At 34.2% G+C, this 13,156-nt stretch carries 12 protein-coding genes; 8 read left to right on the plus strand and 4 right to left on the minus strand.

Annotated features, from left to right (window positions below; genetic code table 11):
* Nucleotides 1-131 precede the first annotated feature (131 nt).
* The 8 genes from J7604_RS21265 to J7604_RS21300 all read left to right on the plus strand — a co-directional run bounded on the left by J7604_RS21265 (nt 132) and on the right by J7604_RS21300 (nt 5,933).
* Nucleotides 132-632 (plus strand): RNA polymerase sigma factor, encoded by a 501-nt coding sequence (locus J7604_RS21265; RefSeq protein WP_293900518.1) that lies wholly within the window; start codon nt 132-134, stop codon nt 630-632.
* Complete coding sequence (locus J7604_RS21270; protein WP_293900521.1) at nt 619-1,389, plus strand: hypothetical protein; 771 nt, start codon at nt 619-621, stop codon at nt 1,387-1,389. Before J7604_RS21265 ends, J7604_RS21270 begins: the two co-directional genes overlap by 14 nt.
* Nucleotides 1,390-1,578: 189 nt before the next feature.
* A complete protein-coding gene (locus tag J7604_RS21275; RefSeq protein WP_293900524.1) occupies nt 1,579-2,565 on the plus strand; it encodes a hypothetical protein in 987 nt (328 codons plus the stop codon).
* 126 nt (nt 2,566-2,691) lie between these two features.
* The gene (locus J7604_RS21280) at nt 2,692-3,651 is read left to right on the plus strand and encodes a hypothetical protein (RefSeq protein WP_293900527.1); all 960 of its coding nucleotides are present in this window, start codon (nt 2,692-2,694) and stop codon (nt 3,649-3,651) included.
* 50 nt (nt 3,652-3,701) lie between these two features.
* Nucleotides 3,702-4,076 (plus strand): VOC family protein, encoded by a 375-nt coding sequence (locus J7604_RS21285; RefSeq protein ID WP_293900529.1) that lies wholly within the window; start codon nt 3,702-3,704, stop codon nt 4,074-4,076.
* Nucleotides 4,077-4,233: 157 nt separating this feature from the next.
* Complete coding sequence (locus J7604_RS21290) at nt 4,234-4,794, plus strand: Crp/Fnr family transcriptional regulator (RefSeq protein WP_293900531.1); 561 nt, start codon at nt 4,234-4,236, stop codon at nt 4,792-4,794.
* A 66-nt stretch (nt 4,795-4,860) separates the two neighbouring features.
* The gene (locus J7604_RS21295; protein WP_293900533.1) at nt 4,861-5,439 is read left to right on the plus strand and encodes an NAD(P)H-dependent oxidoreductase; all 579 of its coding nucleotides are present in this window, start codon (nt 4,861-4,863) and stop codon (nt 5,437-5,439) included.
* A 59-nt stretch (nt 5,440-5,498) separates the two neighbouring features.
* Nucleotides 5,499-5,933, plus strand: coding sequence for a hypothetical protein (locus J7604_RS21300; RefSeq protein ID WP_293900536.1), 435 nt, complete (start codon nt 5,499-5,501; stop codon nt 5,931-5,933).
* A gap of 82 nt (nt 5,934-6,015) precedes the next feature.
* Here the strand turns inward: J7604_RS21300 and J7604_RS21305 are convergent, their stop codons facing one another.
* The 4 genes from J7604_RS21305 to J7604_RS21320 form a co-directional block, all read right to left on the minus strand.
* Complete coding sequence (locus J7604_RS21305) at nt 6,016-7,092, minus strand: hypothetical protein (protein ID WP_293900539.1); 1,077 nt, start codon at nt 7,090-7,092, stop codon at nt 6,016-6,018.
* Nucleotides 7,093-7,234: 142 nt separating this feature from the next.
* Nucleotides 7,235-9,319, minus strand: coding sequence for an OmpA family protein (locus J7604_RS21310; protein WP_293900542.1), 2,085 nt, complete (start codon nt 9,317-9,319; stop codon nt 7,235-7,237).
* A gap of 103 nt (nt 9,320-9,422) precedes the next feature.
* On the minus strand, nt 9,423-10,652 hold the full coding sequence (locus J7604_RS21315) for a hypothetical protein (RefSeq protein WP_293900545.1): 1,230 nt from the start codon (nt 10,650-10,652) through the stop codon (nt 9,423-9,425).
* Nucleotides 10,653-10,657: 5 nt separating this feature from the next.
* Nucleotides 10,658-13,036: a DUF2339 domain-containing protein gene (locus J7604_RS21320; protein ID WP_293900548.1), complete on the minus strand. Its 2,379-nt coding sequence runs from the start codon at nt 13,034-13,036 to the stop codon at nt 10,658-10,660.
* Nucleotides 13,037-13,156 lie beyond the last annotated feature (120 nt).

The raw sequence follows: 13,156 nt of genomic DNA on the forward strand, positions 1-13,156 counted from the left end.
TGGGTTAAGTATTTGATTTATAGTATGTCATTTTGTTCGATAATCTGCATAAAATATTTTTAAAATAAGCTGTAACTTTTGAGTTGAGTCGGTTGTCTTATGACTGATTTATCTGATACGTGAGAATTTAAATGATTAGCACTAGGGAATATAATACTGCTGTAAAGGAGTATTCCAGAAATATTTTCAGGTATGTATTCAAATGCATAAAGGACGAAGACGAAGCTAAGGATATCGTCCAGGAATGTTATTTGAAGCTGTGGACGTGGAGAACTAACGTCAATCCTGACAAGATAAAGTATTGGCTGTTCACCACTGCGCATAATACTATGCTCAACCATTTAAAAAAATCATCAAAGGTTGTCCCTATGGAAGGGTTGTCAAATATAGATCCTTTCGTAGTTCCCAATGACGGATTTGATTTAAAAGGCCTCATAGATAAATCACTGGATTTGCTTCCTCAGATGCAAAAGACAATTATAATTTTACGAGATCTTGAGGGGTATAATTACAATGAAATAGGGGAGATGCTTGAGCTGTCAGAGTCTCAGGTAAAGGTATATTTATTCAGAGCGAGGCAGAAGATGAAGGAGTCGTTAAAAGATTTAAATAAGTATTATGAGAACAATTGACCAAAGTAATTATGAAGAATGGATCTTCGAATATTACGAAGGTACATTGAATGCTGAAGAAAAAGCCCAGGTGTTAGACTTTGTGCAGATGGATTCTTCATATATGGAGGAATTTGAAGCTTTTGCAAAAACTTATTTAAGAGAGCCTCTTCCCGATAAATTGCCTATTGAAAGTTCTTTATTAAGAAGAGAAAATTATTTCAGTATCAATTATGTAATAGCTTCAACTCTTGTAATAATTGTCTCCGGATTATTACTTGTTAAAAAGTCCGAAGTGAAATCTGAACAGGTCAATATTACAAAGCATTCAGTGATTAATGAATTACATCAACAGGGGGAATTATCTAAAGAAAAAAGACTTCCTGTTCAGAGGCTGAATTACAGTAATCCTACAGTGAAAAGGGTTGAACCTTTTGTGCAATTTGGTATTAACAATGAACATATAATAATTTCAGATACCAACCATACTTCTTTACCCAATGTTGTTAGGGACCTTAAAGAAGTTCAGGAAGTGCCTAAAGTAAATGCCTATGACAGTCTTTCTGGGGAAAAAGCTACAACTACTATCGCACCAGAGAAGATAACCGACAAAGATGCAATAACAGCTCCAAAATCAAGGTTGGAGAGGAAAGCTGAAAAGAGAAAGTTGAAGCAAATTGCGAAAGCTAAAGAAAAACAAAGAAGAGAAAGGGAAGCTCAAAAGCTTATGAAAGGGAATATGCCTTATGTAGTGCCACTAGATCCTAATACTTTTTAAAAAAATCAATAAATATCATAGTTAATATTAAACTCTCCTGAAATAATGGAATGCAGATATTCTTTGCCTAATGAAAGTGATAAAGTTGAAATCTTGAAATTAAAACAATCATAAAACAAAATTTAAAATCATTAATCTATTTGGAATTGAGCAAAGTCTTTTACAAAAATTTTTAAACACAATATGAAAATGAAAAACATATATTTTTTATTTCTGATAATGATTATTGGAATGTGTGAAAAGACTTTCGCTCAATCCAGATGGGTTGGCATAATGCCTATGGAGTTTAATCCTTCATTTGCGGGTAATGCCGGTGGGCATAGAATCGTTTCTTTGGGGGCTGGAAATACTGTAAGCACAGAATTTTCTTATGCTAAAGGTAGAATACTTAATACAAGTGTTTCATATGATAATTTTATTTCCAGATTAGCCACTGGTGTTGGAGTTATAGCTTCCTGGTATGATGGAAATATTAAATCAACTTCATACGAAGGGAAATTATCAGCTTTAAAAACTGGTTTAATTGTTTCACCCAAGATAAGTATCAAAGGTAAATATACGATAGCGCCATCTGTTGGATTGTATTATAGACACCTTGACTTATATACAAATAATTATGATTACAATACCTTAGCTTTAATGTCTGATTTTTTTAATCTTAAAGTAGGCTTGCTGTTTAATTCTGAAAAATTTTATTTAGGGTATGTCCATAATTTTTTGCCCTTAGAAGTTAGGAACCCAAAAAATACGAATATGGGCCCTTATTATGAAGATGATTATCGTGGTTTTAAAACATTTGGTATAATTCAAACAGGCTATAAATTTCAAAAAAACAAAGAGTCAAAGATAGCATCAACATTGCAGGCCGCAATAAGGGTAGGTAAATACACAGAGTTGTCTGATTTGATGAATAAGGTGAATTATACTGTTAAATATAAGAAAGTCCTTTTAGGAGTATCAACGGCAAGTGGATCAAGGCCTCCACCAGTGCTTTCAAAAGTATCTTATTTAAAGCAACGACTACATTTTGATTTTCTTGCAGGTATTGGGTTTCAGACAAAAAATATAAAGATTTTTTATGGACAGAATATCTCGAATTTGAAATATTGGTATAACGGAGAATTATCATGTCGCATCATTATATCGAACAAAACTAAAATAATTAATCAGTTTTAATATATCAGATAGTAATAATAGTTTGACAGGACCATTTACGTTTTGATGTTGAGCTTATAGTTATAATGGGTTAAATCCATCCTGGGTTGAGTAAAGTCTTTAGGCAATTAAAAAACGAATAAGTAGATGAAAAACATTTATTTTTTATTATTGATAGTGATCATTGGAAAGTGTGAAGAGACTTATGCTCAATCGGGTTGGATAGGGTTAATGCCCATGGAGTTTAATCCTTCATTTGCCGGAAATTCAGGTGGACATAGGATTGCAGCATTAACAAGCTATGAGCATTCTGTAAAAAGAAGTAGGGAAACAAGTCCATTGAATTCAACACTTGCCAGTGCTTCATATGATAATTTTATATCTAATATTGGAAGTGGAGTAGGCTTTTATATGTCCTCCAGAAAATATTCTTCTGGGGATACCAGTTCTCCTTATCATATTTCTTATACTTCATTTAATGCATTAAAAGGTGCCCTTATTATCAGCCCTAAAATCAGTATTCGAGGTAAATACACTATCGCCCCTTCTTTAGGATTGAATTATAAACATTTAAGTTATGATTTTCAAGCTCCAGGGGGAAACGTCAATTATGATTCTTCGAAAATTAAGTTCGAAAATTTTAAGTCTGAGATTTTTTATCTAAGCATGGGTCTGTTATTTAATACTGAAAAATTTTACATTGGATATTCACATTTTTTCCAGGCCTTTAATGGTGCTCGCAACATGAATTCTTTTTATGAGGAAGATTATAGATCAGGCAAGCAATATGGTATAATTCAGGTGGGTTATAAATTTCAGAAAAATAAAGATTCTAAATCTTCATATACTCTACAAAAAGTTGTTTGGACGAATCGAAAGTTTGATTTAATTACTATAGTAATAGACGGTCTTACATTTACATATAAATATAAAAAAATCCTTGCAGGGATTTCTACTGGAAGCTCATCTCATTTTGGGATTGGTTATCAATCAAATAAATTAAAAATATTTTATTCACAGAATTTAGATTTAAGTAATTTTTACCATGGCGAATTATCTTGCCGTCTTTTAATTCCAAACAAGAAGAAAACTTTTTATCAGTTTTAGCATCACGTATACAAAAAACTTAAATTGAGGTTAGTTATATTCTAACAATCATGAATTTAAATCAGATAACAGTTCCATCATTAGACCTTGCGAAGTCAGTCGCATTTTATGAAAAGATAGGTTTAAGATTAATCGTAAATGCATTGCCTGAATATGTCAGGTTTGAATGCCCTGATGGAAGTTCAACCTTCTCTCTGCATAGAGTAGATGATCTGCCTTCCGGTGATGGTATATGGGTATATTTTGAATGTGAAAATCTTGATGATGTGGTGAATACCTTATGTGAAAAGGGAATTGAATTTACTGAGATGCCCAATGATAAATCCTGGTTATGGAGGGAAGCAAGATTGAAAGATCCTGATAATAACCAATTGATATTTTTTTATGCGGGAGTAAATAGAGTTAATCCTCCATGGAGGGTGTAAGGGTTATGCTTGCAAGATGTCTTTATTCTGGATGATTTTTGTTCTCTCTTTGATATATATTTTGATTTTAAGTCTTTAAATTCTTTCTATTATTGATCTATTCTTTCGCTGATTTGAATAATTAAATCTGAATGGGTAGATTGTTAAAATTTTTATTATGAAAGAACTCTTAAAATCATTTAACCTCCTTTCTGAAGAGGAGATAGCTGAAATATATTCTGTCACAGAGGTGTGCAATCTTGAGCGAGGTGAGTTTTTTATCAGGGAAGGTAGCATTTGCAATGTCGTGGCATATATTGAATCTGGTATTATAAGATCTTTCTATACTACTGAAGATGGAGAAGAAATGACGTACTGTATTTCTTTCCAAAATTCATTTATGACCGCCTATTCTTCTTTTATTACAGGCCAGCCTACTTTGGAAAATGTTCAGGCTATAACTCCTGTAAAGCTTCTTATACTAAAAAAAAAGGATTTGGAGCAAATTTCTGAAAAAAGTATAAACTGCCTCAAATTTGGAAAGTTTATGGCTGAAAAGGAATACCTGGAATTGGAAAGAAGGGTCTTTTCTTATCAGCGTGAGAGTGCAAAGGAACGCTACAACAGTCTTTTACTGAATCATCCTAAATACATAGAGCAGATTCCTCTCAAATACCTCGCGTCTTATCTAGGAATAACTCCAAGACATTTAAGTCGCTTAAGAACTGAAATGATTTAATAGACATTTGTCTTTTCAGACTTCTATTCCTTATCCTACTTTTACCGGAAACTCATTTCGGTATATATGAAAAATGTTGTAATTATTAATGGTCATCCTTTCAAGGAAAGTTTTAATGCTTCTCTTGCTTATGCTTATAAGACCGGCGTACAAGAAGCAGGGGCTAATGTATCTGAGATTTTTATTGGCGATCTTACTTTTAATCCAAACCTGCAATTCGGATATAGTAAAAGAATGGAACTGGAGCCTGATCTTCAGGATGCCTGGAAAACTATTAAAGAGGCAGATCATCTTGTTTGGATACACCCTGTCTGGTGGGGAGGTATGCCATCTCTTATGAAAGGATTTATAGACAGATTGTTTCTTCCCGGAATGGCCTTCAGTCCTAAGGAAAATTCTATATGGTGGAATAAATTACTTATTGGTAAAACTGCAAGAATCATTACTACAATGGATCAGCCTGGATGGTATTACAGACTTGTTTACGGAAGACCTAGTATCAATCAACTTAAAAGATGTACTTTAGAGTTTTGTGGAATAAGGCCTGTCGAAGTTACTACCATAGGAATAATAAAAACTTCCGATAATGCAAAAAGGGAAAGATGGCTCAAGAAGGCTTATGACCTAGGGTTAGCCTTAAGTTAGTTGTTCTTGGTCGGCTGATCTTTTTGTTTGGTCAAAAATGAATAGTTCGTAAAAACTTTTTGAGACTTGAAGGCGTTTATTTTATCTTCATTACTTCTATGGTTTCAAACAGACTTTTTGACGCTCCTTACTGTGAAATAAAGGAGCGAAATGACGGTATTATTTATGCCAAATGGAAAGGCTTTCTAAAACCTGGGCAGGTTAAAACAGGATGTCGATTTATGACTGATTATGTCAGGAATAATAAAATTACTGTTCATCTGAGCGATCATAGAGATCTCAGAGTGCTTTCAAAAGATGTTCAGGATTATTTGATAACTGAATGGTTTCCAGAAATCGAAAATCAGGGTATGAAGAAAATTGCTGCATTGGAGGCTCCAGATCCCTTTGCAAAAGTAACTGTAGATAAAGTAAATAAAGAAGCGCAGGTTGGCAATCTTATTATTCGTTCATTTGAAACGGAAGAGGATTGTATCAACTGGCTGCTTGAATAAAAGCTAATAAAAACTATATTTAAGTTAAGGGAGAATATAAGTTCAATTCAGAAATTATATTCTCCTTTCATTTTAATAAAGTCTAATACCTGGTAACAAGCGCTAATCCCTGAAATTTTCCTAAATCATCTTCTTCTACAAAAACGGTTTCACCTCCCTTGCTGAGATTTTTCTCAATCATTTCATCTATCAGGTCATCAATAACGTCGGGCTCATGGAGGGCACTATGATCTTTTAATTTGATGCCATCATTTTCAACTATGCCTGGCTGAAAAAGGCCTTTTTGCACGTATAATGTTTTTCCTCTTCCTTGTTCGATGGCATTCCATATTTCATTGATGTCGCTGAAGAATTTACCGGTTCCTACAGCGGATTTAAGTTCATTTATTCTCTCCCTTGAAGTATTTTTATGAAACTCATTTACAGTAGGCCAAGCTTTTGCTATAATCTGATTTGGCTTTACTTCATTCCTGTCAATCGAAACTGATCCTATGATCGCAGATTTATTGTCTGCAACATTCATATAATGTACATAGTTTCGTTCTTCAGTTGCCAGAATAAGAGGTTTGGGATTATTTATAAGAACCTTCTGAACCTCCTTATCAACTTTGTTGAAAAACTCCTCTGTAAGATTTTCTTGTCCTTTGGACATAGACGCAGCATGCTTACTCTCGGGAAACGGTGAGTCATTTATTATCGGAAACGGTGAAACGTTTTCAGTAATTTCCTGATCATTGAAAGCTTCTATTAGCCGTGCTTCCTGGTGACTCAATACCAGTATATAATAAGAAACTTGTTCATGAAGAGCCCTTATAAGGTCTCTTGTAGCAAAAGTATTATCTATAATTACTCTGTCTTCAACATGGATTGGTAAACGAGTATATTCCAGAATATCAGCATTTGCGAAAATTACCAGACTTTCTTTATTATGGTAGCTATGATTTAAGGTTACCGAAAGTTGATTTAATTTATCTATGATATTTTTGGTTAGCTTTTTATCATTATATGCAGAGAGTCTTTCTTCTGCTTCATTTATAAGGTTTTTAAGCTGAATGGGATCTTTTTTATTATCAGGGTGTGTTCGATGCGTATTTAAAATGATCGTAACACAGACGTCAGATCTGATATCCTTTAACTTTTCAAATAGTTCATTTATCATATCTCTTTCCTTTTGGTTCCTTCTTCATAAAAGGTAACAATGAATCCGAAGCTAAAAGTTTACAGATAGGCTAAAAGCTAAAAGCAGAAAGCTTAAAGTTTTATGTTCCGCTTTCGGCTTTAAGCTTTTCGCTTTGTGCTTATTAAAACTTAACAATTTTAAACTCAACCCTTCTGTTTAGTTTTCTTGTTTCTTCTTTATTATTGTCAGCTATAGGCTTAGCTCCTCCATAGCCTTTTCCTGATATCCTGTCTCCTGAAATTCCTTTGGAAATAAGATAATTTTTAACAGTTTCAACTCTTTGCTCTGAAAGCGTTACATTTTTATCCGGATCCCCCATATTGTCTGTGTGTCCTGATAGTTCAATCTCTATTGTAGGATTTTCAAGAAGCAGATTTGCAAGTTTGTTTAATTCTGGGTAAGATATAGGCAGTAATTTTGGTTCACTTCTTACGAAGAAAACGTTTTTCAATGGAATGTCTTCACCTACTTCCAGCGGAGTAAGATAGATATTACGCTCTATTTCCATATATTCACTAATGTTAGGAACGCTGATAGTATCACGCACTGAATAAAAACCGGGGTGCTCGGCAAAAAAAGAATAAACCTGGTTATATGGCAATGCTATTTTATAATCTCCATTATGTGGATCTGAGCTTGCTATACCAGCTTCCTTATCGTCATCCAGGTCTCTGTAAGTAATGCCTGTTTCAATAGGTTCCTTGGTCTTGCTGTTAAGTACTTTTCCATAGATAAGTACCAGAGGGTTAGGTTTTATAGGGCCTGGTAGCTTTATTCTGAAGATGTCACTTTTACCTGTTGCTTTTTCCTCAGATATAAAATACGCATATTCTCCGGATGCAGGGATGCTGTAGTAAGCGTCCATTCCTTTCGAGTTTACAGGCAAACCTATATTTTGAGGGACAGACCAGTTTGTCCAGGAATTATCTAGTCTTCTCGTCACGAATATATCATTCTTTCCATATCCCGGATGTCCTGTGCTGCTAAAGTATAATGTAACTCCATCCGCTGCCAGAAAGGGCGATAATTCCGTTCCCGGTGTATTAACAATAGAACCAATGTTTTTAGGTACTGACCATGTATTATCATCTTCCAGAAATGAAACATAAATATCTCTTGATCCATAAGTTTCATCTCTTTGCAGAGCCATTAACAATACTTTCTTGTCACTACTTAAAAAATATTCATTGAAAGTACTTTTATTATAATAATTTCTGACGTTAATTCTAGTAGGCATGCTCCATCCATTCTTGGTCTTATTAGACATGGATAATCCCATTCCCTGAGCCGCACCTTTGGAGTCGTAAGTATTCATCAACAAAACAGTATTGCCGTCAGGACTTACAGAAGATACTGCATTTGGACCGTCGTTATTAATAGGAACTCCGACATTTATAGCTTTACCCCACTTACCATTTTGAAAACTTGAATAATATACATCCTGATAATCACCCGCACCGCCTTTGTTTTCAGGAGAATAATTTCTCGTGAAATATAATCCGTTTCCATCAGGAGTCACAACTGGCGTTAACTCTCCATATACAGTGTTTACACCAGCTCCAAGATTTTCAGCCGGCGAACTGTAACTCAGGTTAGGAGCAGTATTGATTTTAAGTTTAGTCCCTTTGATGAAAAAATCATCCACATCAAATGAGGAAGCTCCCCATGCTGCAAAGCCCACTGCTTTACCAGTAAGAGCATAATTGATCTCCGACAACACATGATCATTTGCAAGAAAGCGGACAGTTGAGCCACTCTTTTCTATTTTTAAAATATTATTATCAACCTTTATTTTTAATGATGTAGTAAAGTCCTTGATAAGTGTTGGCTTTCCTTTTTTAACTTCAAGTACCCGGTATTGCAGGTTTTTGACATTGAAATATAAAGCGTTCTCCTGATCTGTTCCAATCATGAGGCCATATTCGCTTCCTGGTTTACGTATTCCAAATTTGGCTTCTGCTGAAAAGTTTGCAGAGGTATTGAGTAGATTAAAGTAATTATTAATGCTACCACCAGCAATGTCGTTGTGTTGCCATACCAGTTTGCCACCTCTGATGTCTGATTGATCTGTTGGGCCATTAGGAAGCCGCCATCCTGTATCGTTATTATCAAAATGATCCTCTTCTACTATCCCTGCTGTCTGTGCAAAGGAAGTTTTAGTTAAAATGAAAAATAGCAAAATAAGGATGTTGGTTGGTCTTGTCATTATGTGCGTATTTTTAGGGAGTAACGATTGGATTGAAGATAATATTTTTGATGAATATATAAAATCTACTTCCATATATATTCTATTCTCAGAATAGATGATATTATAAGTCAGTCGTTTGCCTTGTTTTCATTTCTTTTATCATTTTATAAGACATGTATCCAAGGCCCGTCATTATAAGAAATATTGTAACCCATACCCAAAGCATTGAGGAGAAAAATGTTTTCTCAGGCGTTTCAATTTGTTGGGGAATATCATGGATGGCTCCGACATTTATAATGCTTAGATTTTTCGGAATGCTGTCTTTAAAGTACCCTAAATCATACTGAGGATAAGATAATTTTTTATCTCCGAATTGAAGCGTATACGCTTTCCCTTTCTCAAGCATAGCTGTCATGTAATATACAAGTTGATAGCTTTCTATGTTTTTTATTTTTAATGGCTGATTATCTTGGTTTTCAATGATCAGTTGGAAATCCTTAACTTTCAAATGATCGAATTCAATGATATTGTCGCTGTTCGAACGAAGTGTAGTCTCAGTGATAGTGTTATAATGTTTCTTGCCTTTTTGGTAATAGGTGGTGCATATTGCAGTATTCCTGAAGTAATAATGGGGCTCTAGAGCAGTTATTTTTATTTTATCTATCAGTTGAGCTGAAGGAAAAGAGATAGAGATGTAACTTTTCTTATCGGAGCTGTCTTTCCTATGTACATGGGCCCTGGGAAGTTCGATAAACTTCCCTTTTTGGGTATAAGAGTCATAATATCCTGCCTTTAAAATGTTGAGAGGAGCGCTCCCTGAATCGCCTATTTCGAGCATATAGTACTCATAATCCAACAAAGGGAAGTTCAGAATTTTAACTTCTGAAGTATTATTAGCAGAAGGGTAGGACTCTAGATGATAATCGTCTTTAATAATATACCAAAGTTTATTGTCACTACTACCGCTAAGTTTTGCTTTCTTTCTTACATCTGAATTTTTAATGATCAGGCTTATGTTATCTATTTTATTTTTAGCAGTATTCTGAAGTATCAGTTTGGAACAACATTTTGATTGAGATTTATATTCTTTAATGTTGTATTCTTTAAATATCTGATGTACCTGTAAAGGGACTTCTCTGCTTAATATATATGGGATTTCCTTTTGGGTATTATCATAAATTCTTATATCTGACAGATCATCGTTCAGATGAGTCACGATTTCGGGAGTCAACAGAATTTTATAGAACCTGCTTTCATTTACTTTACTTAATGAGGCTTTCTTCTTAAATGCTTGTCCATATGAGTGTCCGAGAATAAGGAAGAATAATGTATATAACAATAAATTTTTCATAATCATTAAGAAGTAATAGTTGTTTCATCATCTATGATCAGCTTTTTAAGCTTTTGATACATAAATGAAATTACTAGTAATAGAATACCGAGACAGATAAATGAGGCTATTTTGCCGCCTTCTGAAATTCCTCTTAGGTCGAATATAAATAACTTAAGCAGAGTGATAAAGAATGTTGTCAAAGAAATGATACGAAGCTCCTTTCTTTTTTTCTTCATTCCAAGAACCATAAATACGAGGGAGCTTATACCCCATAGTATAGGATAGCCAATTTTATGATTCTGACTTATAATGTAGCCAGTTCCTTGCATTTCTTTAAAGAAAATGAAAAGTACTATATGGTCCAGTTCACTACTTAGTATGAAAAGTGCAACAAATGAAATAAACCACAAAAAGACTTTGCCAGTTTTCACTTTAAAGCCAAATACCGCTTTGACTTTACGGTACATAAAAACTAAGATCCCAATGAACAGTAGCGTATCAATGTATTGGTAGGAAAAGCTGAGGAAAGAAGTGTTTTGATTTATAAGATACTCTTCTCTCAGTTTAATAATTTCCTGATGATAATAAGTGGTATAGAAAAGGCTTGACAATAATCCCAGAACCATTGTTCTGATCATCGATAATCTTGATGTGTCCTTGTGGTCTAAAAGCAAGAGGGAAAGCACAAACATGAGGTTGTAGCTTCCTGTAATGGTAGCTCTTAAGCTGCCAATTGATATGTGGTTTAGTAATTGATAATGAAGTTCCAGGAAGCCTGAAAAATATAATAGAATAAGGAATATGGTGCCCAGCGCTTCGTCATAATATTTGACAGGCAGGAAAATTATATTTGTAGTAGTTTCTTTCTTCAGTAATAGTCTTGTAAGGATTATAGAAGTAAGAGATATTAGGCTTGTGATAAATCCTTTGTTTAAAATGATTGTTTCAGAAAAGTTTCTGTCGTAAATATTTATCCAGTCCATTATAAGGCTTATTAGCATGAGAGCTGTAACTACTAAAGATCCGGTCTTAATAAGTGTAATACCCGATTTCTGAGATAACCACAACAAAAGCACAGCTTCTGCTGCCCAGAATAGCGTGATGTAGTTTCCTTCCAGCTGAACAGGCGCGGCAAGGCTGAGGAATGTAAGAACAAGACCTATAAGTAGGTAAATAAGGTTGGTGTCTGCTTTTTTGGTTTTATACAATGTGAAGGCAAAGATAAAATTGAAAATTGCTATCACCGCTGTGAATAATCCCTGGAACATTCCTCCTTTAATATTGGCAAGTATGATCATACCAGCAGTGTAATAGAGGAATGTGTTGCTCAATAATATACTGATATCTATGGCTGCGAATCTTTTGTTTTCTTTTATATTGTTAATGATATTCATGAGGAAGAATATCAAGTAAAAGATTGTGGCAAATACCATTGCTCCAGTATATGGAGCATCAGGGATGCCCTTTACTTTGGTTATAAGCCAACCTCCATAAAGCACAATAGTGAAGAGGTAAGAGATTATATTCAGAATCTTCCAACCTTTAAAGTAAGCCAATACCAACATGCCCGTGTTTAATGTAATGATGTAGGTGAAAAGTATAATGTAATTACCTTCTCCTGTGCTTACCATGAATGGAGACGCAAAGCCTCCGATAATAGCAAGTATGGCAAGTTCTTTTCTGTTATAGGTTATGGAAAAGAGTACTGAAAATCCTGTGATCACTACCATTATCAGAAACGCTGCTGTTTGACTGAATAAATGATATTCATGAAATGCAATTGAAATCGTAAAATAAAAGATAGACATTCCTCCACCTATCAACACAGAGCTAAACGCAGCGAATGTCTTGCGCATTTTATGAGCAAGTCCTAGTAATATTCCTCCGCATAGTATTCCTATAAATACCCTTCCGATTTCATGTATCCAGTTTTGGTCTATTGCATATTTTACAAAAAATCCAATACCTAAAACCAAGATGGCAATACCAATTTTATTGATGAGGTTTTCTCCAATGAATTTTTCAATGTCCGGATTCCTTTCGAAGAAGCTCGGTTTTTTCTCTTTTGGTTTGGCTGCAGGAATTGCTTTTGCAGGAGGTAAAATAGGAACCTGTTTTTTTATTGGTTCTTGCTCCTTTGATTGTCCTTCAATTTTAGGCTCGTTAATCTTAACGGGTTCGGGTTTTGGGGTGTCAAGATTAAATATTTGTGATAATAAAGATTCATCTTTCTTCTCCACTGACTTAGAGGGCTTAGGTTCAGGGACTGAAAGTTTTTTAATGTCGTGTTTTAGACTATCAATTTTTTTTGATAATTCATTGAATTTATTGTCGACTAAGCTGTTCTGTCTGATTAGCAATATGATGATTATCAGTAGTCCAATAAAAATTAAAAGTTCCATAAGTATCTTAATTCCGGATGTTTATTTCAATTACGAATGGGATATCTTTCCGTTAAAAAAAGGATAAAATTTAGGTAATTGAATTTTAAATTTATATTAAATTATTGTAAAACAGTTTAT

The sequence above is a fragment of the Sporocytophaga sp. genome, from assembly GCF_017745095.1.
GTDB lineage: Bacteria > Bacteroidota > Bacteroidia > Cytophagales > Cytophagaceae > Sporocytophaga.